This window comes from Pseudomonas sp. ok266 (genome assembly GCF_900110195.1).
Classification (GTDB): domain Bacteria; phylum Pseudomonadota; class Gammaproteobacteria; order Pseudomonadales; family Pseudomonadaceae; genus Aquipseudomonas; species Aquipseudomonas neuropathica.
This window is the reverse complement of the sequence record NZ_FOCU01000007.1, coordinates 346,457-371,752: the sequence shown is the minus strand read 5'-3', so window position 1 is coordinate 371,752 and position 25,296 is coordinate 346,457. Positions and strand designations below refer to the sequence as shown.

Genomic DNA, 25,296 nt, shown 5'->3' with positions numbered 1-25,296 from the left:
TTTGAGACGCCCGGCCGCGCCGGGCGTTTTTATTCCCGTCTGAAAAGTGCTTTTTTTCAATAGGTTACATATGAATTCCGATATTCCTCTTCAACTTCTGGGCGGCCTCACAGCACGCGAATTCCTGCGCGACTACTGGCAGAAAAAGCCACTGCTGATCCGTCAGGCGATTCCTGACTTCGAAAGCCCGATCGACGCCGACGAACTGGCCGGCCTGGCCCTGGAAGAAGAAGTCGAATCGCGCCTGGTGATCGAGCACGGCGAGCGTCCATGGGAACTGCGTCGCGGCCCGTTCGCAGAAGACGAATTCAGCAAACTGCCGGAAAAAGAGTGGACCCTGCTGGTTCAAGCGGTCGACCAATTCGTGCCGGAAGTCAGCGAACTGCTGGAAAACTTCCGTTTCCTGCCGAGCTGGCGCGTGGACGACGTGATGATCAGCTTCGCCGCTCCGGGTGGCAGCGTTGGTCCGCACTTCGACAACTACGACGTGTTCCTGCTGCAAGGCCACGGCAAGCGCAACTGGAAAATCGGCCAGATGTGCGATTCCGAGAGCCCGCTGCTGCAACACGCGGACCTGCGCATCCTCGCTGAATTCCACGAGACCGAAGAATGGGTCCTGGAACCGGGCGACATGCTCTACCTGCCGCCGCGCTTGGCGCACTGCGGTGTCGCGGTCGATAACTGCATGACCTACTCGGTCGGCTTCCGCGCACCAAGCGCTTCCGAAGTGCTGACTCACTTCACCGACTTCCTCAGCCAGTTCCTGACTGATGAAGAGCGCTACACCGACGCCGACGCACAGCCTGCAGCCGATCCACACCAGATTCAGCACGATGCACTGGATCGCCTGAAAGCCCTGCTTGCCGAACACATGAGCGACGAGCGCCTGCTGCTGACCTGGTTCGGCCAGTACATGACCGAGCCGCGCTACCCGGAACTGGTGGCCGGCCCGGAAGAAATCGAAGAAGAAGATTTCCTCGCTGCCCTGCAGGATGGCGCCATTCTGATCCGCAATCCGAGCGCACGCCTGGCCTGGTCGGAAGTCGATGACGACCTGCTGCTGTTTGCCAGCGGCCAGAGCCGTTACCTGCCGGGCAAGCTGCGCGAACTGCTGAAGCTGATCTGCGCCGCCGACGCCCTGCACACCGACAACCTCGGTGAGTGGCTGAACGACGAAGACGCTTGCGGCCTGCTGTGCCAGCTGGTCAAGCAAGGGAGCCTGGGGTTCGCCGATGAATAAGATTCGCGTACGTGTCGCAGACTGGCAGAAGGACATCGCCGAGATCCGGCGCATTCGTGAAACGGTGTTCATCGCCGAGCAATCGGTGCCACCTGAGCTGGAATGGGACGCGGACGATGCGACCGCCGTGCATTTTCTGGCGTTTGAAGGCGACTTTCCGATTGGTACTGCGCGCCTGCTGCCTGACGGGCACATTGGCCGCGTTTCGGTACTGAAAGACTGGCGCGGGATGAAGGTGGGTGATGCGCTGATGCAAGCAGTCATCGCTGAAGCTGAAGCGCGTGGCTTGAAGCAGCAAATGCTCAGCGCTCAGGTGCAGGCCACGGCGTTCTATGAGCGCCTCGGCTTCAGCCTGATCAGCGAGGAATTCCTCGAAGCCGGGATTCCGCATGTCGACATGGTTCGCCATTCGGCCTGAGTTCTGCCCTGATCGTTCCCACGCTCTGCGTGGGAATGCCTCTCGGGACGCTCCGCGTCCCTTGCGGCATGTGACGCAGAGCGTCACTGGCTGCATTCCCACGCAGAGCGTGGGAACGATCACGCCCCGACATCAACCGATGCCGGGGCGTTTTGCTGTCTACGATTCAACTTGCCCCACCCAAGGCCGACAAACTGGCAATATCAAGCCTTTCGAAAGCGGAGATAACGGACATGTCCCTACGCACCCTGCTCACCACCCTGCTGCTCGGTTGCAGTTTTTCGGTGATGGCAGCCACAGAAATCGTGCCCCTCAATTACCGCACCAGCGCTGACATGCTGCCGATGGCGCAAGACTTCCTCGGCAAGGACGGTCAGGTCAGTGCCTATGGCAACCAACTGATCATCAAGGCTGAGCCGGACAAGATCCAGGAGCTCAAGGCGCTGATCACCCAACTGGACACGGCGCCCAAGCGTCTGCTGATCACCGTCGACACCAATGAAAACAATGGCCGTGGCGACGAAGGTTATTCGGTCAACGGCGCCCAGCCGAACCAGACCCGCATCATCAGCCGCAGCACCGCCAGTCGCGACGGCGGCGTGCAGCAGGTGCAGGCCACCGACGGCATGCCGGCGCTGATTCAAGTCGGTCAAAGTGTGCCCATCACCAGCAGCCAGACCAATTCCTATGGCGATTACAGCAGCCAGACCCAATACCGCAATGTCACCCAGGGTTTCTATGTCACCGCCAGCGTCACTGGCGACATCGTTCACCTGGCGATCAGTACCAACCGTGACCGCATGAGCCAGGAACGTCCCGATGTAGTGAACGTGCAAAGCACCGACACAACGGTCAGCGGGCGCCTTGGTGAGTGGATCACCCTCGCCGGCGTGAATCGCCAGACTCAGGCCGACAAACAGGGCCTGACCCGCAGCTACTCGACTCAAGGCCGGGATGACATGACCTTGCGGGTCAAAGTCGACGCCCTGGACTAAAGCACCGAAAACTGACTGATTAGTCGTATTAGACGAAAGATGTAGTGCTTGAAAAAAAGCACTACAAAACGTTTGACGGGGTAAAAAAGCGAAGGCATGATGGCCTCGCTCCCGCTAATCAGAGGCCCTGGCAAGGGCCTTCGAAGCGATGTTCGCACCTACCCCGCGAACCGCTTCGTGTCTGTACCGCCCACAAGGTGTGTTTGACGAGGTTGCCGACTGGAACGAAGTTGTCCCGAGGGACGGAAGCGTAATTAGGTAACCCGGCTTCACACTGTAGACCGTATAAAGGCCCACGACGCCCGAATGCGCCCGCAGTCCGCCACTACCTGCTCACTTCCCCTCGAGCCTATCGTTCATCCCGTCGCCTACCCCGCCGAATCCGACTTGACCACCTAAGCTTCTGGTCAGCGAGCGCAGGAATTTTCCACCGCAGAACAACTTTTCATAAAGACGCGACGAGGTTTATCTCCATGGCACTGACACGCGAACAGCAAATTGCAGCCCTCGAAAAAGACTGGGCTGAAAACCCGCGCTGGAAAGGCGTGACACGCACTTACTCCGCTGCTGACGTCGTCCGTCTGCGTGGCTCGGTTCAACCTGAGCACACCTTTGCAAAAATGGGCGCCGAGAAGCTGTGGAACCTGGTCACCCAGGGTGCCAAGCCTTCCTTCCGTCCTGAGAAAGATTTCGTCAACTGCATGGGCGCCCTGACCGGCGGCCAGGCTGTTCAGCAGGTTAAAGCCGGCATCCAGGCGATCTACCTGTCGGGCTGGCAGGTTGCTGCGGACAACAACTCCGCAGAATCCATGTACCCGGACCAGTCGCTGTACCCGGTGGACTCGGTGCCAACCGTGGTCAAGCGCATCAACAACTCGTTCCGTCGTGCTGACCAGATCCAATGGAAAGCCGGCAAGAACCCGGGCGACGATGGCTACATCGACTACTTCGCGCCGATCGTGGCTGACGCTGAAGCCGGTTTCGGCGGCGTACTGAACGCCTATGAGCTGATGAAGAGCATGATCGAAGCAGGCGCCGCCGGCGTTCACTTCGAAGACCAACTGGCTTCCGTGAAAAAATGCGGCCACATGGGCGGCAAAGTACTGGTTCCAACTCAAGAAGCCGTACAGAAGCTGACCGCTGCTCGTCTGGCTGCTGACGTTGCCGGTACCCCGACCATCATTCTGGCCCGTACCGACGCTAACGCTGCTGACCTGCTGACTTCCGATTGCGACCCGTACGACCAGCCGTTCGTGACTGGCGAGCGCACTCAGGAAGGTTTCTACAAGGTCCGTGCCGGCCTCGATCAAGCCATCGCTCGCGGCCTGGCCTACGCGCCGTACGCCGACCTGATCTGGTGCGAAACCGCCAAGCCGGATCTGGACGAAGCTCGTCGCTTCGCCGAAGCGATCAAAAAGGAATACCCGGACCAACTGCTGTCGTACAACTGCTCGCCTTCCTTCAACTGGAAGAAAAACCTCGACGACGCGACCATCGCCAAGTTCCAGCGCGAACTGTCCGCCATGGGTTACAAGCACCAGTTCATCACCCTGGCCGGCATTCACAACATGTGGCACAGCATGTTCAACCTGGCGCACGACTACGCCCGCAACGACATGACTGCCTACGTGAAGCTGCAAGAGCAGGAATTCGCTGACGCCGCCAAGGGTTACACCTTCGTGGCTCACCAGCAGGAAGTGGGCACCGGCTACTTCGACGACATGACCACTGTGATCCAGGGTGGCTCGTCCTCGGTAACCGCACTGACCGGTTCGACCGAAGAAGAACAGTTCCACTGATTCTGCTTCGCTGAGCAAACGGCCTTTGCGGATCGTATAGAAAGCTAACCGCAGAGCCGCAAAACTGACGCCCCGACTGGTTCGGGGCGTTTTTTTGCCCGAGACAATCTCCCATACGCCACAACCCCCCTGTGGGAGCGAGCTTGCTCGCGAAGGCGTCATGTCAGTCACTATCCATGTCGAATGATGAACCGCATTCGCGAGCAAGCTCGCTCCCACAGGAAAAGCGTCAGCCGCGAATCAAAACATTGATCCAGAGCGGTACAACCGTCAGAAAAATCCGCTAAAACGGGCGCCGTCGCTAATTGCAGTAACGTGCAAGTAAGACAACTTCCCAACTGACATCCCGTTAAACAGTTACAAAACGCCCACAAACGATATCAATTATCATTTAGCCGCAGCTATGTTCGTTACATTCCCTACAAAACATTATTTGCATAAACCCGCCTAATGCCCGCAACGCATGGGCTGCAGGGCATTGGAGATGCGCTATGTCCTTATTCCAATAAATAATTTCGCTATAGGAATTTTACTTGCAGGGTGTTTAGCCATAAAATCAGCGCGATTGATTGCTGCGACATATCGTCACTGCCTATTTCTTTATCAAGCTCAGAGACCTTTGCTCTCTGTTAAGGATTACCAGCATGCCCGAAGCGACAGGACTCATGGCCCACAACTGGGGCTTTGCCATTTTCCTTCTGGGTGTCGTCGGCCTGTGTGCCTTCATGCTTGGCGTCTCCAGCCTCCTCGGGTCAAAAGCCTGGGGCCGCAGCAAAAACGAACCGTTCGAGTCGGGCATGCTACCTACCGGTGGCGCCCGCTTGCGGCTCTCAGCCAAATTCTATCTGGTCGCGATGCTCTTCGTGATCTTCGATATCGAAGCCCTCTTTCTCTTTGCATGGTCTGTGTCCGTCCGCGAAAGCGGCTGGACCGGATTCGTCGAAGCTCTCGTTTTCATAGCAATTCTGTTGGCAGGTCTTGTCTACCTGTTCCGAGTGGGCGCCCTTGACTGGGCTCCGGAAGCTCGTCGCAAGCGGCAGGCGAAGCTGAAACAATGAGGCTTTGGCAATGCAATACAATCTCACCAGGATCGACCCCGATGCTCCTAACGAGCAATATCCGATTGGCGAACGGGAAACCGTTTCCGATCCGTTAGAAGATCAAGTTCACAAAAACATTTTCATGGGCAAGCTGGAAGACGTGCTGAGTGGCGCGGTCAACTGGGGACGTAAGAACTCCCTGTGGCCGTACAACTTCGGCCTGTCGTGCTGCTACGTGGAAATGACCACCGCCTTCACGGCGCCCCACGACATTGCGCGCTTTGGCGCCGAAGTGATCCGGGCATCGCCGCGTCAGGCCGACTTCATGGTTATCGCCGGTACCTGCTTCATCAAGATGGCGCCGATCATTCAGCGTCTCTACGAGCAAATGCTCGAACCAAAGTGGGTTATCTCCATGGGTTCGTGCGCCAACTCCGGCGGCATGTACGACATCTACTCTGTGGTTCAAGGGGTGGACAAGTTCCTGCCCGTGGACGTCTACGTACCTGGCTGCCCGCCCCGTCCGGAAGCATTTCTGCAAGGCTTGATGCTGTTGCAGGAATCGATTGGACAGGAGCGTCGTCCGCTTTCCTGGGTCGTTGGTGATCAAGGCGTGTATCGCGCCGACATGCCTTCGCAGAAGGAACAGCGCCGCGAACAGCGAATCGCAGTCACCAACCTGCGCAGCCCTGACGAAGTCTGATCCAGATCTGTTCTGAAATAGAAACGAGAAGCTGGCTTCATTCTTTACGTTGACCGAAAGCGAAAAAATAACCATGACTACAGGCAGCGCTCTGTACATCCCGCCTTATAAGGCAGACGACCAGGATGTGGTCGTCGAATTGAACAACCGTTTTGGCCCGGAGGCGTTCACCGCCCAGCCGACCCGCACCGGCATGCCGGTGCTGTGGGTGGCGCGTGCCAGACTCGTCGAAGTCCTGACTTTCCTGCGTAACCTGCCCAAGCCGTACGTCATGCTCTATGACCTGCACGGCGTGGACGAGCGTCTGCGCACCAAGCGTCAAGGGCTGCCATCGGACGCCGAGTTCACCGTGTTCTATCACCTCATGTCGCTCGAGCGTAATAGTGACGTGATGATCAAGGTTGCCTTGTCCGAGAGCGACCTCAGCTTGCCGACCGTCACCAGCATCTGGCCGAACGCCAACTGGTACGAGCGTGAAGTCTGGGACATGTTCGGCATCGACTTCAAAGGTCACCCGCACCTGTCGCGCATCATGATGCCGCCGACCTGGGAAGGTCACCCGCTGCGCAAGGACTTCCCGGCGCGCGCCACCGAATTCGATCCGTACAGCCTCAACCTCGCCAAGCAACAGCTTGAGGAAGAAGCCGCGCGCTTCCGTCCGGAAGACTGGGGCATGAAGCGTTCCGGCCCGAACGAGGACTACATGTTCCTCAACCTCGGCCCGAACCACCCTTCTGCGCACGGTGCGTTTCGCATCATTCTGCAACTGGACGGTGAAGAGATCGTCGACTGCGTGCCGGACATCGGTTACCACCACCGTGGTGCCGAGAAGATGGCCGAGCGTCAGTCGTGGCACAGTTTCATCCCGTACACCGACCGTATCGACTACCTCGGCGGCGTGATGAACAACCTGCCGTACGTGCTCTCGGTCGAGAAGCTGGCCGGCATCAAGGTGCCTGAGAAGGTCGACGTCATCCGCATCATGATGGCCGAGTTCTTCCGGATCACCAGCCACCTGCTGTTCCTCGGGACTTACATCCAGGACGTCGGCGCCATGACTCCGGTGTTCTTCACCTTTACCGACCGCCAGAAGGCGTACACGGTGATTGAAGCCATCACCGGTTTCCGTCTGCACCCGGCCTGGTACCGCATCGGTGGCGTCGCGCACGACCTGCCGCGCGGCTGGGAAAAACTGGTGAAAGACTTCGTTGAATGGCTGCCAAAACGCCTCGACGAATACACCAAGGCTGCCCTGCAGAACAGCATCCTCAAGGGTCGTACCATCGGCGTCGCCCAGTACAACACCAAAGAAGCCCTGGAATGGGGTGTCACCGGTGCTGGCCTGCGTTCGACCGGTTGCGATTTCGACCTGCGTAAGGCGCGTCCGTACTCCGGCTACGAGAACTTCGAGTTCGAAGTACCGCTGGCTGCCAACGGCGATGCCTACGACCGCTGCATGGTTCGCGTTGAAGAAATGCGCCAGAGCATCAAGATCATCGACCAGTGCATGCGCAACATGCCGGAAGGCCCGTACAAGGCGGATCACCCGCTGACCACGCCGCCGCCGAAAGAGCGCACGCTGCAGCACATCGAAACCCTGATCACGCACTTCCTGCAAGTTTCGTGGGGCCCGGTCATGCCGGCCAACGAATCCTTCCAGATGATCGAAGCGACCAAGGGCATCAACAGTTATTACCTGACGAGCGACGGCGGCACCATGAGCTACCGTACCCGGATCCGCACTCCAAGCTTCCCGCATCTGCAACAGATCCCTTCGGTGATCAAAGGCAGCATGGTCGCGGACATGATTGCGTACCTGGGTAGTATCGATTTCGTTATGGCCGACGTGGACCGCTAAGCATGAACAGCACGCTTATCCAGACAGACCGTTTCACCCTCAGTGAAACCGAGCGCTCGGCCATCGAGCACGAGCTGCATCACTACGAAGACCCGCGCGCGGCGTCGATCGAAGCCCTGAAGATCGTTCAGAAAGAACGCGGCTGGGTGCCGGATGGCGCCTTGTACGCGATCGGCGAGATCCTCGGCATCCCGGCCAGCGACGTTGAGGGTGTGGCGACGTTCTATAGCCAGATTTTCCGTCAGCCGGTTGGCCGTCACATCATTCGCGTCTGCGACAGCATGGTCTGCTACATCGGTGGCCACGAGTCGGTGGTCAGCGAAATCCAGAACAATCTGGGCATCGGCCTGGGTCAGACCACCACCGACGGTCGTTTCACCCTGCTGCCTGTCTGCTGCCTCGGCAACTGCGACAAGGCACCGGCGCTGATGATCGACGACGACACCTTTGGTGATGTGCAGCCTGCTGGCGTCGCCAAACTGCTCGAGGGCTACGTATGACCCTGACATCTTTCGGTCCTGCCAACCGCATTCAGCGTTCGGCCGAGACTCACCCGCTGACCTGGCGTCTGCGTGACGACGGCGAAGCCGTGTGGCTCGACGAATACCAGGCCAAGAACGGTTACGCCGCGGCGCGCAAAGCCTTCGCCGACATGGATCAGGACGCCATTGTCCAGACCGTGAAAGACGCCGGCCTCAAAGGTCGCGGCGGTGCAGGCTTCCCCACGGGCGTGAAGTGGGGCCTGATGCCCAAAGACGAATCCATCAACATCCGCTACCTGCTGTGCAACGCGGATGAAATGGAGCCGAACACCTGGAAAGACCGCATGCTGATGGAGCAACTGCCCCATCTGCTGATCGAAGGCATGCTGATCAGTGCCCGCGCACTGAAAACCTACCGTGGCTACATCTTCCTGCGCGGCGAATACACCACCGCCGCCAAGCACCTCAACCGTGCCGTGGAAGAAGCCAAGGCTGCGGGCCTGCTGGGTAAAAACATTCTCGGCAGCGGCTTCGATTTCGAGCTGTTCGTCCACACCGGCGCCGGGCGTTACATCTGCGGTGAAGAAACCGCACTGATCAACTCCCTCGAAGGCCGCCGCGCCAACCCGCGCTCCAAGCCGCCCTTCCCTGCCGCCGTCGGCGTGTGGGGCAAGCCGACTTGCGTGAACAACGTCGAAACCCTGTGCAACGTGCCGGCGATCATTGCCGACGGCGTTGACTGGTACAAATCGTTGGCGCGCGAAGGCAGCGAAGACATGGGCACCAAGCTCATGGGCTTCTCCGGCAAAGTGAAAAACCCGGGCCTGTGGGAGCTGCCATTCGGCGTCACCGGTCGCGAGTTGTTCGAAGACTACGCCGGCGGCATGCGCGACGGCTTCAAGCTCAAGGCCTGGCAGCCAGGTGGCGCCGGTACCGGTTTCCTCCTGCCAGAACACCTCGACGCACAGATGTACGCCGGCGGCATCGCCAAAGTGGGCACCCGTATGGGTACCGGCCTGGCCATGGCGGTGGACGACAGCGTCAACATGGTCTCTTTGCTGCGCAACATGGAGCAGTTCTTCGCTCGCGAGTCGTGCGGTTTCTGCACCCCGTGCCGCGATGGTCTGCCATGGAGCGTCAAGCTCTTGATGGCCATCGAACAAGGTCGTGGTCAGCCAGGCGACATCGAGACCCTGCTGGGTCTGGTCAACTTCCTCGGCCCGGGCAAGACCTTCTGTGCTCACGCACCGGGTGCCGTGGAACCGTTGGGCAGTGCCATCAAATACTTCCGTCCAGAGTTCGAAGCCGGTATCGCGCCAGTCAGCGCCGCCGTCCCGCCTCTGGCAAGGCCGATCGTAATCGGCGCGTAAACGCTTAAAAAGGCGAAGGGTCCGTGCCCTTCGCCTTTCGTCCGATGACGCCTTTCGGGGCTGACTGGATTCGGACGAATAACAAGATTCCATTAGCCACGCCCGCTGACACCGGGCCAACGAAGACCTTTGAACCATGGCCACTATCCACGTAGACGGCAAAGCGCTCGAAGTCGACGGGGCAGACAACCTGTTACAGGCATGTCTGTCGCTGGGCCTCGACATCCCTTATTTCTGCTGGCACCCCGCGCTTGGTAGCGTCGGGGCCTGCCGCCAGTGCGCGGTCAAGCAGTACACCGACGAGAACGACACCCGTGGTCGCATCGTCATGTCCTGCATGACCCCGGCCACCGACAACACCTGGATCTCCATCGAAGATGAAGAATCCAAGGCGTTCCGCGCCAGTGTTGTCGAATGGCTGATGACCAACCACCCGCACGACTGCCCTGTGTGCGAAGAAGGCGGTCATTGCCACCTGCAAGACATGACAGTGATGACCGGCCACAACGAGCGCCGTTATCGCTTCACCAAACGCACCCACCAGAACCAGCAACTGGGCCCGTTCATTTCCCACGAAATGAACCGCTGCATCGCTTGCTACCGCTGCGTGCGTTTCTACAAGGATTACGCTGGCGGCACCGACCTCGGTGTGTTCGGCGCCCATGACAACGTGTACTTCGGTCGCGTTGAAGACGGCACCCTCGAAAGCGAGTTCTCCGGCAACCTCACCGAGGTCTGCCCGACCGGTGTGTTCACCGACAAGACTCACTCCGAGCGCTACAACCGTAAGTGGGACATGCAGTTCGCACCGAGCATCTGCCATGGCTGCTCGAGCGGTTGCAACATCTCCCCGGGCGAGCGTTACGGCGAACTGCGTCGCATCGAAAACCGTTTCAACGGTTCGGTGAACCAGTACTTCCTGTGCGACCGTGGCCGTTTCGGTTATGGCTACGTCAACCGCACCGACCGTCCACGTCAGCCACTGCTGGCCGACGGCACCAAGCTCGGTCTGGATGCTGCACTGGATAAAGCCGCTGACCTGCTGCGCGGACGCAACATCGTCGGTATCGGTTCGCCGCGTGCCAGCCTTGAAAGCAACTATGCGTTGCGCGAACTGGTCGGCGCCGAGCACTTCTACTCGGGTATCGAAGCGTCCGAACTGGAGCGCATCCGTCTGGTCCTGCAAGTGCTGAAAGACAGCCCGCTGCCTGTGCCGAACATGCGTGACATCGAAGACCACGACGCCATTTTCGTGCTCGGTGAAGACCTGACCCAGACCGCCGCCCGTGTGGCGTTGTCGCTGCGTCAATCGGTCAAAGGCAAAGCTGAAGACATGGCCGAAGCCATGCGCGTTCAGCCTTGGCTCGACGCGGCGGTGAAGAACATCGGTCAGCACGCGCTGAACCCGCTGTTCATCGCCAGCCTGGCGGAAACCAAGCTCGACGACGTTGCTGAAGAATGCGTACACGCCGCTCCGGATGATCTGGCACGCATCGGCTTCGCCGTTGCTCATGCTCTGGATGCCAGCGCCCCGGCCGTTGAAGGTCTGGACGCCGAAGCACTGGAACTGGCCAAGCGCATCGCCGACGCCCTGCTCGCTGCAAAACGTCCGCTGATCATCGCCGGTACTTCGCTGGGCTCCAAAGCCTTGATCGAAGCCGCCGCGAACATCGCCAAGGCCCTGAAGCTGCGTGAGAAAAACGGTTCGATCAGCCTGATCGTCCCGGAAGCCAACAGCCTCGGTCTGGCCATGCTCGGTGGCGAATCGGTCGACGCGGCGCTGCAAGCCGTCATCGACGGTAAGGCTGACGCGATCGTTGTGCTGGAAAACGATCTATACACCCGCACTGCCAAAGAAAAAGTCGATGCTGCACTGAACGCTGCGCAAGTGGTGATCGTTGCTGACCATCAGAAAACGGCTACCAGCGACCGCGCGCACCTGGTTCTGCCAGCCGCAAGCTTCGCTGAAGGCGACGGTACTTTGGTCAGCCAGGAAGGTCGCGCCCAGCGCTTCTTCCAGGTTTTCGACCCGCAATACATGGACGCGAGCATCCTGGTTCACGAAGGCTGGCGCTGGCTGCACGCCCTGCGCGCGACCCTGCTGAACCAGCCGATCGACTGGACGCAACTCGACCACGTCACCGCTGCCGTTGCTTCAAGCACCGAGCAACTGGCGCGTATCGTCGACGCTGCACCGTCCGCCGCGTTCCGCATCAAGGGTCTGAAACTGGCGCGTGAGCCGCTGCGTTACTCCGGTCGCACCGCGATGCGCGCCGACATCAGCGTTCACGAACCGCGCACCCCGCAAGACAAAGACACCGCGTTTGCCTTCTCCATGGAAGGTTACTCGGGCTCTGCCGAACCGCGTCAGCAGGTGCCGTTTGCCTGGTCGCCGGGCTGGAACTCGCCACAAGCGTGGAACAAGTTCCAGGACGAAGTCGGTGGTCATATCCGCGCTGGTGACCCGGGCACTCGCCTGATCGAAAGCACCGGTGATTCGCTGAACTGGTTCGCTGCAGCGCCACGTGCGTTCAACCCGGCTCCGGGCACCTGGCAAGCCGTGCCGTTCTTCCACCTGTTCGGCAGCGAAGAGAACTCTTCGAAAGCCGCCCCGGTGCAAGAGCGCATTCCGGCTCCGTACGTTGCTCTGGCCAAGTCGGAAGCGGATCGTCTGGGCGTCAACGACGGTGCGCTGCTGAGCCTGAACGTGGCCGGCCAGACCCTGCGTCTGCCGCTGCGCATCAATGAAGAACTGGGCGCCGGTCTGGTGGCATTGCCTGCGGGTATCGCCGGCATTCCACCGGCATTCGCCGGCGTATCCGTCGACGGTCTGCAGGAGGCAGCGCAATGACCTGGTTCACCCCTGAAGTGATCGATGTGATCCTCTCGGTCGTCAAAGCCATCGTGATTCTGCTGGCCGTGGTGGTCGCAGGCGCGTTGCTCAGCTTTGTCGAACGTCGCCTGTTGGGCTGGTGGCAGGACCGTTACGGTCCGAACCGCGTTGGCCCCTTCGGTATGTTCCAGATCGCCGCCGACATGCTGAAGATGTTCTTCAAGGAAGACTGGACCCCGCCGTTTGCCGACAAGGTGATTTTCACCCTGGCACCGGTGGTGGCCATGTCGGCCCTGCTGATCGCCTTCGCGATCATCCCGATCACCCCGACCTGGGGCGTCGCGGATCTGAACATCGGCCTGCTGTTCTTCTTCGCCATGGCCGGTCTGTCGGTCTACGCGGTGTTGTTCGCCGGCTGGTCGAGTAACAACAAGTTCGCCCTGCTCGGCAGCTTGCGTGCATCGGCGCAGACCGTGTCCTACGAAGTGTTCATGGGCCTGGCCCTGATGGGCATCGTGGTCCAGGTCGGCTCGTTCAACATGCGCGACATCGTCGAGTACCAGGCGCAGAACCTGTGGTTCATCATTCCGCAGTTCTTCGGCTTCTGTACCTTCTTCATCGCTGGCGTCGCCGTGACTCACCGTCACCCGTTCGACCAGCCGGAAGCGGAACAGGAACTGGCCGACGGTTACCACATTGAATACGCCGGTATGAAATGGGGCATGTTCTTCGTCGGTGAATACATCGGCATCATCCTGATCTCGGCGCTGCTGGTCACCCTGTTCTTCGGTGGCTGGCACGGTCCGTTCGGCATCTTGCCGCAACTGGCGTTCGTCTGGTTCGCACTGAAGACCGCGTTCTTCATCATGCTGTTCATCCTGCTGCGCGCTTCCATTCCGCGTCCGCGTTATGACCAGGTGATGGATTTCAGCTGGAAATTCTGCCTGCCACTGACCCTGATCAATTTGCTGGTGACCGCTGCGGTCGTGTTGTGGAACACGCCTGCAGTCGCGGTTCAGTGAGGATTTGACCCATGTTCAAATATATTGGCGACATCGTTAAGGGTACTGGTACCCAGTTGCGCAGCCTGGTCATGGTCTTCGGCCATGGCTTTCGCAAACGCGACACCCTGCAATACCCGGAAGAAGCGGTCTACCTGCCACCACGCTACCGTGGTCGCATCGTCCTGACCCGCGACCCCGATGGCGAAGAGCGTTGCGTTGCCTGCAACCTCTGCGCTGTGGCTTGCCCGGTGGGTTGCATCTCGCTGCAGAAAGCGGAAACCGAAGACGGTCGCTGGTACCCGGACTTCTTCCGTATCAACTTCTCGCGCTGCATTTTCTGCGGTCTCTGCGAGGAAGCCTGTCCGACCACCGCGATCCAGCTGACGCCGGATTTCGAGATGGCCGAGTTCAAACGTCAGGACCTGGTGTACGAGAAAGAAGATCTGTTGATCTCCGGCCCCGGCAAAAACCCTGATTACAACTTCTATCGTGTTGCAGGTATGGCAATCGCTGGCAAGCCGAAAGGCTCCGCGCAGAACGAAGCCGAACCGATCAACGTGAAGAGCTTGCTGCCTTAAGGAAGAACGATGGAATTCGCTTTCTATTTCGCATCGGGTATCGCTGTTGTGTCCACGCTTCGCGTAGTCACCAACACCAACCCTGTGCACGCCCTGCTCTACCTGATCATCTCGTTGATCGCCGTGGCCATGACCTTCTTCGCACTCGGCGCACCGTTCGCCGGCGTGCTGGAAGTGATCGCCTACGCCGGCGCCATCATGGTGCTGTTCGTGTTCGTGGTGATGATGCTGAACCTCGGCCCGGCCTCGGTTCAGCAAGAACGCGTCTGGCTCAAGCCCGGCATCTGGGCCGGTCCGGTGATTCTCGCCGCCTTGCTGCTGGCCGAACTGCTGTATGTGCTGTTCGCTCACCAGAGCGGCCAGGCCATCGGCCACACCACCGTAGACGCGAAAGCCGTGGGCATCAGCCTGTTCGGCCCGTACCTGCTGGTGGTCGAACTCGCCTCGATGCTGCTGCTTGCCGCAGCCGTCACGGCGTTCCATTTGGGCCGTAACGAGGCGAAGGAGTAAGACATGCCTGCTATCCCTCTCGAACATGGTCTGGCAGTTGCCGGCATCCTGTTCTGCCTTGGTCTGGTCGGCCTGATGGTCCGCCGCAACATTTTGTTCGTGTTGATGAGTCTGGAAGTAATGATGAACGCCTCTGCACTGGCGTTCATCGTTGCAGGCGCCCGTTGGGGCCAGCCGGATGGACAGATCATGTTCATCCTGGTGATCAGCCTTGCAGCCGCCGAGGCCAGTATTGGTCTGGCGATCCTGCTGCAACTGTATCGCCGCTTCCACACGCTCGATATCGACGCTGCCAGTGAGATGCGCGGATGAATCTTATCTTTCTGACTTTCGTATTCCCTCTGATCGGTTTCCTGCTGCTGTCGTTCTCCCGTGGACGCTGGTCGGAAAACCTCTCGGCGCTGATCGGCGTGGGTTCCATTGGCTTGTCGGCGATTGTCGCCGCCTACGTCATCTGGCAATTCAACGTCGCACCACCCGAAGGCGGTCACTACACGCTGGTACTGTGGAAGTGGATGGCGGTCGAAGGCTTCAAGCCTGACTTCGCCCTCTACGTCGACGGCCTGTCGATCACCATGCTCGGCGTGGTTGTCGGTGTAGGTTTCCTGATCCACCTGTTCGCATCCTGGTACATGCGCGGTGAAGCGGGTTACTCGCGCTTCTTCTCGTACACCAACCTGTTTATCGCCAGCATGCTGTTCCTGGTACTCGGCGATAACCTGTTGTTCCTGTACTTCGGCTGGGAAGGCGTGGGCCTGTGCTCGTACCTGTTGATCGGTTTCTACTACAGCAACCGCAACAACGGTAACGCCGCACTCAAGGCGTTCATCGTGACCCGGATCGGCGACGTGTTCATGGCCATCGGCCTGTTCATCCTGTTCCAGCAAGTGGGCACGCTGAACATCCAGGAACTGCTGGTGCTGGCACCGCAGAAATTCCAGGTCGGCGACTTCTGGATCACCCTGGCGACCCTGATGCTGCTGGGTGGCGCGGTCGGTAAATCGGCACAACTGCCGTTGCAAACCTGGCTCGCGGACGCAATGGCCGGTCCTACTCCGGTTTCGGCACTGATCCACGCCGCGACCATGGTGACCGCCGGTGTCTACCTGATCGCCCGTACCCACGGTCTGTTCACCCTGGCGCCGGAAATCCTCCACCTGGTCGGCATCGTTGGTGGCGTGACCCTGGTTCTGGCCGGTTTCGCCGCACTGGTACAGACCGACATCAAACGTATCCTCGCCTACTCGACCATGAGCCAGATCGGCTACATGTTCCTGGCGCTGGGCGTTGGTGCATGGGATGGCGCGATTTTCCACCTGATGACCCACGCCTTCTTCAAGGCCCTGCTGTTCCTTGCTTCCGGTGCGGTGATCGTTGCCTGCCACCACGAGCAGAACATCTTCAAAATGGGCGGTCTGTGGAAGAAACTGCCACTGGCCTACGCCAGCTTCATCGTTGGTGGTGCCGCCCTGGCCGCTCTGCCACTGGTTACCGCAGGCTTCTACTCCAAGGACGAAATCCTTTGGGAAGCGTTCGCCAGCGGCAACCACGGTCTGCTTTACGCAGGTCTGGTCGGCGCGTTCATGACGTCGCTGTACACCTTCCGCCTGATCTTCATCACGTTCCACGGTGAAGCCAAGACCGAAGCCCACGCCGGTCACGGCATCTCGCACTGGCTGCCACTGTCGGTGCTGATCGTGCTGTCGACTTTCGTCGGCGCCATGATCGTGCCACCGCTGCACGGCGTACTGCCGGAAAGCGTTGGCCATGCCGGTGGCGAAGCCAAGCACAGTCTGGAAATCGCTTCGGGCGCCATTGCCCTGGCCGGTATCCTGCTGGCAGCGCTGCTGTTCCTCGGCAAGCGTCGCTTCGTCACGGCCATCGCCAATAGCGGCATCGGCCGTTTCCTTTCGGCCTGGTGGTTCGCTGCCTGGGGCTTCGACTGGATCTACGACAAACTGTTCGTCAAGCCTTACCTGGCGATCAGCCACGTACTGCGCAAAGACCCGCTCGACCAGACCATCGGTCTGATCCCGCGTATGGCCAAGGGTGGTCACACTGCCCTGAGCCGCACCGAGACCGGTCAACTGCGTTGGTACGCTGCTTCGATGGCTGCTGGTGCCGTGCTGGTGATTGGCGCCATCGTGCTGGTAGCGGTCTGATATGAACCTTGCGAATTTGCGAAAGGAAACGAGCCCGTCATGATTCTGCCTTGGCTAATCCTGATCCCCTTCATCGGCGGCCTGCTGTGCTGGATGGGTGAGCGCTTCGGCGCTACCCTGCCCCGCTGGATTGCGCTGTTGACCATGACCCTGGAACTCGCCCTCGGCCTCTGGCTGTGGGCCCACGGTGACTATTCATTTGCGCCGGCGCCTGGCGCCGATCCGACCTGGGCGCTTGAGTTCAAGCATGTCTGGATCCAGCGTTTCGGCATCAACGTGCACCTGGCCCTCGACGGCCTGTCGCTGTTGATGATCCTGCTGACCGGTCTGCTGGGTATCCTCTCGGTACTCTGCTCGTGGAAAGAGATTCAACGTCACGTTGGCTTCTTCCACCTGAACCTGATGTGGATCCTGGGCGGCGTTGTCGGCGTGTTCCTCGCCCTCGACCTGTTCATGTTCTTCTTCTTCTGGGAAATGATGCTGGTGCCGATGTACTTCCTCATCGCGCTCTGGGGTCACAGCTCTTCGGACGGCAAGAAAACCCGGATCTACGCAGCGACCAAGTTCTTCATCTTCACTCAGGCGTCCGGCCTGATCATGCTGGTGGCGATCCTCGGTCTGGTGCTGGTCAACTTCAACAACACCGGCGTGATTACTTTCAACTACGCCGACCTGTTGAAAACCAAGATGTCGATGACCACCGAGTACATCCTGATGCTCGGCTTCTTCATCGCCTTCGCGGTCAAGCTGCCGGTCGTACCGTTCCACTCGTGGTTGCCTGATGCCCACGCCCAGGCGCCGACTGCCGGTTCCGTCGACCTCGCCGGTATCTTGCTGAAAACCGCTGCCTACGGTCTGCTGCGTTTCGCCCTGCCGCTGTTCCCGAATGCTTCGGCCGAGTTTGCGCCGATCGCCATGACCCTCGGTCTGATCGGGATCTTCTACGGTGCGTTCCTCGCTTTCGCACAAACCGACATCAAGCGTCTGATTGCCTTCTCGTCCGTTTCCCACATGGGCTTCGTGTTGATCGGCATCTACTCCGGCAGCCAACTGGCCCTGCAAGGTGCAGTGATCCAGATGCTCGCGCACGGTGTGTCGGCGGCGGCACTGTTTATCCTCAGCGGTCAGTTGTACGAGCGTCTGCACACTCGTGACATGCGTGAGATGGGCGGTCTGTGGTCGCGTATCGCTTACCTGCCGGCGATCAGCCTGTTCTTCGCAGCCGCATCCCTGGGCTTGCCGGGTACCGGTAACTTTGTCGGTGAGTTCCTGATCCTGATCGGCTCCTTCGCAAGCTGGCCGTGGATCACTGCAATTGCCACCTCCGGTCTGGTGTTCGGTTCGGTCTACTCGCTGATCATGATCCACCGTGCCTACTTCGGTCCGTCGAAATCGGATTCGATCCTGCACGGTATGGACGCTCGCGAACTGATCATGGTGCTGGGCCTTGCGGTGCTGCTGGTTTACCTCGGCGTCTACCCGCAACCGTTCCTCGACACCTCTGCCGCCACGATGCATGGCGTGCAGCAGTGGCTCGGCACCGCCTTCACTCAACTCGCTTCGGCCCGGTAAGAGCGCTATGGAATTCACGATTCAACACTTTATTGCGCTTGCGCCACTGTTGATCACCAGCCTCACCATTATCGTGGTGATGCTGGCAATCGCCTGGCGCCGCAACCACTCGCAGACCTTCCTGATCTCGGTCGCCGGTCTGAACCTGGCCTTGCTGTCGATTCTGCCAGCCCTGAAAGTCGCGCCTCTGGCCGTGACCCCATTGCTGCAAATCGACACCTTCGCTTGCCTGTACATGGCGCTGATCCTGGTCGCCACCCTCGCCTGTGTGACCCTCGCCCACGCCTACTTGGGTGATGGCGGTTCGGGTTACCCGGGCAACCGTGAAGAACTGTACCTGCTGATCCTGATGGCCGCCGCCGGTGGTCTGGTTCTGGTCAGCGCGCAGCACCTGGCCGGTTTGTTCATCGGTCTGGAACTGTTGTCGGTACCGGTTTACGGTCTGGTGGCCTACGCCTTCTTCAACAAGCGTTCGCTGGAAGCCGGCATCAAATACATGGTGCTGTCGGCTGCCGGTTCCGCGTTCCTCTTGTTCGGTATGGCGCTGCTGTACGCAGACTCGGGTTCGCTGAGCTTCGTCGGTATCGGTCAGGCTCTGGCTGCGACTGGCCTGCCTAGCTCGCTGGCACAACTAGGCCTGGGCATGATGCTGATCGGCCTGGCGTTCAAGCTGTCGCTGGTGCCGTTCCACCTGTGGACGCCGGACGTCTACGAAGGTGCTCCGGCACCGGTCGCCGCGTTCCTCGCGACTGCGTCGAAGGTTGCGGTGTTTGCGGTGATGGTGCGTCTATTCCAGATCTCCCCTGCTGCCAGCAGTGGCGTACTGAGCGACGTGCTGACCGTCATCGCGATCGCCTCGATCCTGTTCGGTAACCTGCTGGCCCTGACCCAGAGCAACCTCAAGCGTCTGCTCGGTTACTCGTCCATCGCGCACTTCGGCTACCTGCTGATCGCACTGGTGGCAAGCAAGGGTCTGGCGGTGGAAGCCATCGGCGTGTACCTGGTCACCTACGTGATCACCAGCCTCGGCGCGTTCGGCGTAATCACCCTGATGTCCTCGCCGTACAACGGCCGTGACGCGGATGCCCTGTACGAGTATCGCGGCCTGTTCTGGCGCCGTCCGTACCTGACTGCTGTTCTGACCGTGATGATGCTGTCGCTGGCAGGCATCCCGCTGACTGCTGGCTTCATCGGCAAGTTCTACATCATCGCTACCGGTGTCGAGTCGCACCAATGGTGGCTGGTCGGTTCGCTGGTGCTGGGCAGCGCCATCGGCGTCTTCTACTACCTGCGCGTGATGGTCACCCTGTACCTGATCGAGCCAAACCTGCGTCGCCACGACGCCCAGCTGCACTGGGAACAGAAGGCAGGCGGCGTGATGCTGCTGGCCATCGCCCTGGTCGCGTTCTTCCTGGGTGTGTACCCGCAGCCATTGCTGACTCTGGTTCAGCAGGCGGGTCTGGCGGGCTGATAGTTCGGCTGGCTAGAAATGAAAACGGCACCTTCGGGTGCCGTTTTTGTTTTTGTGGGATTTAACATCTCGAGCGCTTGCGCTGGCCTCATCGCGGGCAAGCCCGGCTCCCACAGGTTTCGATGGTGTTCACAAAGTCTGTAACCACCCTGGATCACTTTGGGAGCGAGCCTGCTCGCGAAGGCGTCGGCACATTCAACCTCTTCTTCGCCCGACACCCCACCGCTATCACCATTCGGCGTTGGGCACTGCTTGCGGGACTGTTCCGACACAGCAACTGCGAAGCGTCTTCATAGATCAATCGAACGTTCTCACCAAACGCGGCGATTCGTCCTACAGGTGTTTTTACGAGCGGCGTCTACCGTTGAAAAAGGGACGAAAAGCAAGGCCAGGAGGCCTTGACCGATTCGATTATCGAGACAACACTATACGTAGGTAGCGTACAGAACATGGATGCTCTATTTATCGAATTGCCTGTATTTCAGAAGCACCGAGACGACTATCTGGATGACGATCTGTTTCGCAGCTTTCAACTGGAGTTGCTGAAAAATCCGGAAGCGGGCGATCTCATCGAGGACACAGGCGGGCTTCGTAAAATTCGCTTTGGCGACCAACGAAGAGGGAAAGGTAAGCGCAGCGGATTACGAGTGATTTATTACTGGTGGTCAGGCTTCGATCAGTTCTGGCTCTTTACCGTCTACAACAAAAACGAGCAGGACGATTTGACGCCTGCCCAGAAAAAACTTTTCAGAAAAACGCTGGATAGAGAACTCAACGCGAGAACCCACTATGAAACGTGACATTTTTTCCGAACTGATGGATGGACTGGAAGCACTGGCCGATGAACGCCAAGGCAAAATCACCTTGCGTACCCACAAAGTTCAACTGCCAAAACTGATGCCGATCACTGCTGAAGAAGTGATAGCCATCCGTCAGCAACTTAATCTTTCCCGGTCAGTATTCGCGATGTATCTACGCACCAACACGCGAACGCTCGAAAACTGGGAGCAAGGACGAGCAACGCCCAATGCTCAGGCCACAACCCTGATCCGTCTGGTCGAGCGTTTTCCACAGACAATCGAACAACTCGCAGCCCTGACCTGACACAAGGTTTTAATTCCAGCCACATGACCAAATTGTAATTCCCTCATCACCTTGGTGTTATCCGCAGCTTGCAACGATGTGACCCGGCGACCAATGCCGGCGGGCCCTGCCCCGTCGAACAATAAAACCCACGCCGAAGCACGTTCCCGTTCTGCCAAACCCAAGGAGTGTTTGATGGTTAACCCTACAAAAATATCGATGGCCGCTTTAGCGGTGGTGGTCGGCGCCGGGCCGTCCATGGTGTTTGCAGAAGACAAGCCTGAAGGTTTTGTCGAAGGCAGCAGCCTGACGGTGCTCAACCGCAACTTCTACTTCAATCGTGATCATCGCAACGGCCAGTCCAGCCCCACCGGCAACGGTTATTCCGAGGCCTGGTCGCATGCGGTGATCAGCAAGTTCGAGTCCGGTTTCACCCAAGGCACCGTCGGGGTCGGTGTCGATGCATTTGCGATGATTGATCTGAAACTCGATACCGGTGACGGACGCAACGGTGGGCGCAGTTCGTTTGATGTGTTGCCGGTCAACAGCGACGGCGAGGCGCGGGACGAATACACCAAGGTCGGCGGCGCCGCGAAAATCCGGGCGTTCGATACGGTGGTCAGGGTGGGGGATGTGTTCCCGGCCAACCCGATGGTCGCGGCCGGTGACTCGCGCTTGCTGCCGGAGAGCTTTCGCGGGGTGACGGCGACCAACACCAGCATTGAAGGTCTGTCGGTGCAGGGTGGCCGGTTGCATGCGATGAGCCAGCCGGCGTCCAGCGACATGCGTGAGAACTTCGCGACCTTCTATGCAGGTCCGGTCAATTCGCCGTGGATCGCTTATGGTGGCGGCGATTATGCGCTGAACAAAAATCTCAGTTTCAGTCTGTATTCCAGCCGTCTCAAGGATGCGTGGAATCAGTACTACGCCGGCACCGCCTGGACCTATCCGCTCTCGGATGACCTATCGCTGTTCGGTGGCCTGAACTATTACAAGGCCGTCGACGAGGGCAAACAACTGCTCGGCGAGTTCGACAACAACATCTGGAGCGGCCGCGTTGGCGTCAAGCTTGGTGCCCACTCTGTCGCCCTCTCCCACCAGCGCAACAACGGTAATGACGACTTCGACTACCTGCGCCAGTCCGATTCGATCTTCCTCGACAACTCGATCCAGTACAGCGACTTCAACTCGCCGAAAGAGCGTTCGTGGATGGTGCGCTATGACCTCGACATGAGCACCTATGGCGTACCCGGTCTGTCGTTCATGACCCGTTACGCGCGCGGCACCAACGCTGATTATTCAAACGCTAACGCCGTGTATATGCGCCGCGATGCCGAGGGCAATCCGCTGACCGATCAGAAACGTTGGGAGCGTGATATCGAAGTCAAATACGTGGTGCAAAGCGGTTCGATGAAAGATCTGTCACTGCGCTTGCGCCAAGCCACAACCCGCGCCACGGCGTTCGAGTCGGATCTGGATGAAGTGCGGGTGATTGTCGAGTATCCGCTGGCGATTCTTTGATTGCGCGGCTGATGCAAATTCACCTTTAGAAGCTCCTTGCTCCTTTGGTAAGAGGTGAATCTTTTGGCGTCCTTCGGGGCGCCTTTTTTTGCTTTGCGGTCGCGACATAATCAACCCGCTATCAAGACAACCTAGCGGGTAGCTGATTAAGCCGAGCTTTAGCGTAAAGGCAGCATCAGGGTAATGGGGGAAATGCCGGGGCACGGAATGAAACCTGCGTACTTGATATAAAAGCTCGACAGCCGATCATTCAAGGGATGAACAATTATCGCGCTGGATCCGATCGACTGAGACGCGTTGAGGGCTCTTTCAATCGCATCTTGCAGTAAATCGACAGCGAAACCTTGGCCCTGAGCTTCGCGCGTTACCCCCATACGCCCCAATAGAGTGACCGGATGGACACTGGGCGAATTGCGTTGACGGCTTTTCGGCATGACGCTGGCACGGGCGACTGATCCGCTGGAGAGCGTGTAGTAGGCCATCACATTCGACGTGCCTTTGAGGCAACTGACGTACACAACAGCCTGCTTGGTGGATTGGGCTTTTCGCGCCTTCCTCTGCAGGTAATGGTCAATGGTCACCTCACCAGAATCGAAAGCATCGAGTTCGTGTAGGTCGTTGAGCTTCTCGGGGGCGGTCAACTCCAACGTTTTGGACGTGCGAGCAGTTGGTGCAGGCATTCGTTACCTCGAGCCGGATTGGCTTCAATAGCTTGTTCGAATGCGTCAAATGCGCTGTCGTCGAGAAGGAACAGTCGTTTATCCAGAATCACCTCTTCAGCTTTTTGGCAGGCAGCTTCCAGGATAAAACTTGTGCGATCACGACCAGACATGGCGGCTGCCAAATCGATCAGATTACGTTTCTTTTCGTCCGCTCTCATGTTGATTGGAACGGGTTTGGATTTTTCAACGCTTTCAGTTGTGGACATTTGTTCTGTTTCCCATCTGGGTAGGTGATGTTGGAACTGGAGCCTCCTTATGGCGTTAGCACATCAGCTTTTGCTTACTTTTCATTTTCTGACTCCTTGAGTGGCCCGGAGAGGTTTAGGCCATGCTCTTAACGTGAGATCTAACGTTTGAGGTACGAAGCCATGAGAGCGGCTTCGGAGTCGATTCTATACCGACCGTGTAGCTAATGCATATACGCGTATAGCTTTCAGATACACGGTCATTTATTTAGGCCTGGCGAGAAAAAGATCCTCGCCAAAGGACCTTCGCCTACGTCGTGACCTCCACGTTATCCAGAGCTTTGTTCACCGCTAATTCACCAAGCATGACGACCTGCGCGATGCCGAGCAGAGTCTTGCGATGGGTGCCGTTCAGCAGCGCAGCGAAGTCACCGAGCATCACCGTGGCCGAGGCCAGGGATTCGCTGGCGTTGGCCAGTAATGATTCGGTGTCGGCTTTGGGATTGGCCAGGAACATCTGGTTGGGGATGTACGGCGCGGACATGATGGCGGCTGAGGGTTTGAGGTAGAAATCGAGGGCGCGGTCGGCGGCTTCGTGGAGTTTTCGGGTGTCGACGGAGGCGTAAGGCGATGTTGAGTTGGCGTCGGGGATGGCGTCTGTTTCGGGGGGATTCGGGGTTGGCTTTTTCATAATGTTTTACTCAGCTTGAAGGTGGAGCTGGCCCTTTCGGTTCCACGCGAAAGGGTGGCAGCTGTACGCAGGTTGGAACCCGGGCAACTGAGCAAACCCGACAGACTCGAAGTCTCCCGCGCACAGCCGCCATAACGGAGTGCACACATGAAAGTGCGCAAGCATACGTCATGAACAGTGCGTCTTGCTTCAGTTGATCCGCGGGGTTCCAATCCCGATCGCTGAATTGGCAGCGACCCCCACAGGCTAGAGAGCTGACGTCCGACGGACAACCTGAAAACATTGTGGGAAGGTTCTGCACTTCACACACAACCTTTAAACATCACGAATTGAAATACGCAGCGTGATATTGCAATTCGGCCCCTGTAGGAGCTGCCGAAGGCTCGGGCCGCGTTTCGCCGTAAAGGATTCAGCTCCCGCCGTTGCGACACACGCCCATCACGTTGTACTTGATGGTATTGATCTGACCTTTGGAGTCCTCGTAGGTCATCGCGGTGGGCACCACTTTGCACGCAGGCTGTGGCTTGACCACGCTCACCACTTTGACCACGTCCAGCTTCATCCCATATTCGTAATCCTTCACCACCGGCGGCGCTTTGCCCTGGTTGGCGGCGTACTGTTCCATGGCTTTGCTGTTGGCGCTGAGCGCGCGTTCGAAAGTGCGGTCACCGCCACCTTCAGCCAGCACATTCACCGACATCGCCATGACAGCCGCGAATGCGATCAACTTGAGTACTTTCATACCATTTCCTTCCCGTCCGGGCGTAAAAAAAGCCCGGCATCGATGCGCGATAACGGGCTTGTTCAGGTGCAGCAGGCTTACAGATCGCGGGTTTTGTCGTCTTTCTTGTCAGTGACGACCACCGGGTTGCCGGCGGCTTGTTCCTTGGCGACGAACAGTTCCATGGAGCGGTCGTTGCTGGTCATCATCCGCTCGAATGTGCGGTCGCCGCCGCCTTCGGCCAGAGCCACGGAAGAGATCGCCAACGCCACAACAAGAGCACCCATCTGTACGATTTTCATCTTTGATTCCTCGTTTAAGTAACTGACGGGATCAAG

25 protein-coding genes are annotated in these 25,296 nt (G+C 58.8%); 20 read left to right on the top strand and 5 right to left on the bottom strand.

The window, feature by feature from the left end; all coding sequences use genetic code 11:
* Nucleotides 1-70 precede the first annotated feature (70 nt).
* From BMY54_RS15630 to BMY54_RS15535, 20 genes are all read left to right on the top strand, one after another.
* On the top strand, nucleotides 71-1,240 hold the full coding sequence (locus BMY54_RS15630; RefSeq protein ID WP_007920198.1) for a ribosomal protein uL16 3-hydroxylase: 1,170 nt from the start codon (nucleotides 71-73) through the stop codon (nucleotides 1,238-1,240).
* The gene (locus tag BMY54_RS15625; protein ID WP_093434279.1) at nucleotides 1,233-1,658 is read left to right on the top strand and encodes a GNAT family N-acetyltransferase; all 426 of its coding nucleotides are present in this window, start codon (nucleotides 1,233-1,235) and stop codon (nucleotides 1,656-1,658) included. The genes BMY54_RS15630 and BMY54_RS15625 overlap by 8 nt, the downstream gene beginning before the upstream one ends.
* 233 nt (nucleotides 1,659-1,891) lie before the next feature.
* Nucleotides 1,892-2,653, top strand: a complete 762-nt coding sequence (locus BMY54_RS15620; protein WP_093434276.1) for a secretin N-terminal domain-containing protein — start codon at nucleotides 1,892-1,894, stop codon at nucleotides 2,651-2,653.
* 473 nt (nucleotides 2,654-3,126) lie between these two features.
* Nucleotides 3,127-4,452 (top strand): isocitrate lyase, encoded by a 1,326-nt coding sequence (gene aceA / locus BMY54_RS15615; protein WP_093434273.1) that lies wholly within the window; start codon nucleotides 3,127-3,129, stop codon nucleotides 4,450-4,452.
* Nucleotides 4,453-5,096: 644 nt separating this feature from the next.
* On the top strand, nucleotides 5,097-5,510 hold the full coding sequence (locus BMY54_RS15610) for an NADH-quinone oxidoreductase subunit A (protein WP_003223812.1): 414 nt from the start codon (nucleotides 5,097-5,099) through the stop codon (nucleotides 5,508-5,510).
* 10 nt (nucleotides 5,511-5,520) lie between these two features.
* Nucleotides 5,521-6,195 (top strand): NuoB/complex I 20 kDa subunit family protein, encoded by a 675-nt coding sequence (locus tag BMY54_RS15605; RefSeq protein WP_003223809.1) that lies wholly within the window; start codon nucleotides 5,521-5,523, stop codon nucleotides 6,193-6,195.
* Between the two features lie 73 nt (nucleotides 6,196-6,268).
* Complete coding sequence (nuoC, locus tag BMY54_RS15600) at nucleotides 6,269-8,053, top strand: NADH-quinone oxidoreductase subunit C/D (RefSeq protein ID WP_093434270.1); 1,785 nt, start codon at nucleotides 6,269-6,271, stop codon at nucleotides 8,051-8,053.
* Nucleotides 8,054-8,055: 2 nt separating this feature from the next.
* On the top strand, nucleotides 8,056-8,553 hold the full coding sequence (nuoE, locus tag BMY54_RS15595; protein WP_007920186.1) for an NADH-quinone oxidoreductase subunit NuoE: 498 nt from the start codon (nucleotides 8,056-8,058) through the stop codon (nucleotides 8,551-8,553).
* Nucleotides 8,550-9,905, top strand: coding sequence for an NADH-quinone oxidoreductase subunit NuoF (gene nuoF / locus BMY54_RS15590; RefSeq protein WP_007920184.1), 1,356 nt, complete (start codon nucleotides 8,550-8,552; stop codon nucleotides 9,903-9,905). The genes nuoE and nuoF overlap by 4 nt, the downstream gene beginning before the upstream one ends.
* A gap of 136 nt (nucleotides 9,906-10,041) precedes the next feature.
* Nucleotides 10,042-12,756, top strand: a complete 2,715-nt coding sequence (gene nuoG / locus BMY54_RS15585; RefSeq protein WP_093434267.1) for an NADH-quinone oxidoreductase subunit NuoG — start codon at nucleotides 10,042-10,044, stop codon at nucleotides 12,754-12,756.
* Complete coding sequence (nuoH, locus tag BMY54_RS15580) at nucleotides 12,753-13,760, top strand: NADH-quinone oxidoreductase subunit NuoH (RefSeq protein ID WP_007920179.1); 1,008 nt, start codon at nucleotides 12,753-12,755, stop codon at nucleotides 13,758-13,760. Before nuoG ends, nuoH begins: the two co-directional genes overlap by 4 nt.
* 11 nt (nucleotides 13,761-13,771) lie before the next feature.
* A complete protein-coding gene (nuoI, locus tag BMY54_RS15575; protein WP_007920177.1) occupies nucleotides 13,772-14,320 on the top strand; it encodes an NADH-quinone oxidoreductase subunit NuoI in 549 nt (182 codons plus the stop codon).
* Between the two features lie 9 nt (nucleotides 14,321-14,329).
* Nucleotides 14,330-14,830, top strand: a complete 501-nt coding sequence (nuoJ, locus tag BMY54_RS15570) for an NADH-quinone oxidoreductase subunit J (protein ID WP_007920176.1) — start codon at nucleotides 14,330-14,332, stop codon at nucleotides 14,828-14,830.
* A 3-nt stretch (nucleotides 14,831-14,833) separates the two neighbouring features.
* Entirely contained in the window at nucleotides 14,834-15,142 is a 309-nt protein-coding gene (gene nuoK / locus BMY54_RS15565) for an NADH-quinone oxidoreductase subunit NuoK (protein WP_003223790.1), read from the top strand.
* The gene (gene nuoL / locus BMY54_RS15560) at nucleotides 15,139-16,992 is read left to right on the top strand and encodes an NADH-quinone oxidoreductase subunit L (RefSeq protein ID WP_007920175.1); all 1,854 of its coding nucleotides are present in this window, start codon (nucleotides 15,139-15,141) and stop codon (nucleotides 16,990-16,992) included. Before nuoK ends, nuoL begins: the two co-directional genes overlap by 4 nt.
* Nucleotides 16,993-17,031: 39 nt before the next feature.
* Nucleotides 17,032-18,564 carry an NADH-quinone oxidoreductase subunit M gene (gene nuoM, locus BMY54_RS15555; RefSeq protein ID WP_016986254.1) on the top strand — a complete coding sequence of 511 codons (1,533 nt, stop codon included), beginning with the start codon at nucleotides 17,032-17,034 and terminating at the stop codon, nucleotides 18,562-18,564.
* Nucleotides 18,565-18,571: 7 nt separating this feature from the next.
* Nucleotides 18,572-20,035, top strand: a complete 1,464-nt coding sequence (gene nuoN, locus BMY54_RS15550; protein ID WP_007920173.1) for an NADH-quinone oxidoreductase subunit NuoN — start codon at nucleotides 18,572-18,574, stop codon at nucleotides 20,033-20,035.
* Nucleotides 20,036-20,484: 449 nt separating this feature from the next.
* Nucleotides 20,485-20,835, top strand: a complete 351-nt coding sequence (locus BMY54_RS15545; RefSeq protein WP_093434372.1) for a type II toxin-antitoxin system RelE/ParE family toxin — start codon at nucleotides 20,485-20,487, stop codon at nucleotides 20,833-20,835.
* Nucleotides 20,825-21,139 carry a helix-turn-helix domain-containing protein gene (locus tag BMY54_RS15540; RefSeq protein WP_027614657.1) on the top strand — a complete coding sequence of 105 codons (315 nt, stop codon included), beginning with the start codon at nucleotides 20,825-20,827 and terminating at the stop codon, nucleotides 21,137-21,139. The genes BMY54_RS15545 and BMY54_RS15540 overlap by 11 nt, the downstream gene beginning before the upstream one ends.
* A gap of 174 nt (nucleotides 21,140-21,313) precedes the next feature.
* Nucleotides 21,314-22,639: an OprD family porin gene (locus BMY54_RS15535; RefSeq protein ID WP_093434265.1), complete on the top strand. Its 1,326-nt coding sequence runs from the start codon at nucleotides 21,314-21,316 to the stop codon at nucleotides 22,637-22,639.
* Between the two features lie 158 nt (nucleotides 22,640-22,797).
* On the opposite strand, the gene BMY54_RS15530 is transcribed toward BMY54_RS15535, so the two are convergent.
* The 5 genes from BMY54_RS15530 to BMY54_RS15510 all read right to left on the bottom strand — a co-directional run bounded on the left by BMY54_RS15530 (nucleotide 22,798) and on the right by BMY54_RS15510 (nucleotide 25,260).
* Nucleotides 22,798-23,319, bottom strand: coding sequence for a hypothetical protein (locus BMY54_RS15530; RefSeq protein ID WP_093434262.1), 522 nt, complete (start codon nucleotides 23,317-23,319; stop codon nucleotides 22,798-22,800).
* On the bottom strand, nucleotides 23,277-23,567 hold the full coding sequence (locus BMY54_RS15525) for a type II toxin-antitoxin system TacA family antitoxin (protein ID WP_041073246.1): 291 nt from the start codon (nucleotides 23,565-23,567) through the stop codon (nucleotides 23,277-23,279). The genes BMY54_RS15530 and BMY54_RS15525 overlap by 43 nt, the downstream gene beginning before the upstream one ends.
* Nucleotides 23,568-23,856: 289 nt before the next feature.
* Nucleotides 23,857-24,237 (bottom strand): DUF6124 family protein, encoded by a 381-nt coding sequence (locus BMY54_RS15520; protein WP_093434259.1) that lies wholly within the window; start codon nucleotides 24,235-24,237, stop codon nucleotides 23,857-23,859.
* 409 nt (nucleotides 24,238-24,646) lie between these two features.
* The gene (locus tag BMY54_RS15515; RefSeq protein WP_093434256.1) at nucleotides 24,647-24,979 is read right to left on the bottom strand and encodes a DUF2790 domain-containing protein; all 333 of its coding nucleotides are present in this window, start codon (nucleotides 24,977-24,979) and stop codon (nucleotides 24,647-24,649) included.
* A gap of 77 nt (nucleotides 24,980-25,056) precedes the next feature.
* Nucleotides 25,057-25,260, bottom strand: coding sequence for a co-regulatory protein PtrA N-terminal domain-containing protein (locus tag BMY54_RS15510; protein ID WP_093434253.1), 204 nt, complete (start codon nucleotides 25,258-25,260; stop codon nucleotides 25,057-25,059).
* Nucleotides 25,261-25,296: the final 36 nt, after the last annotated feature.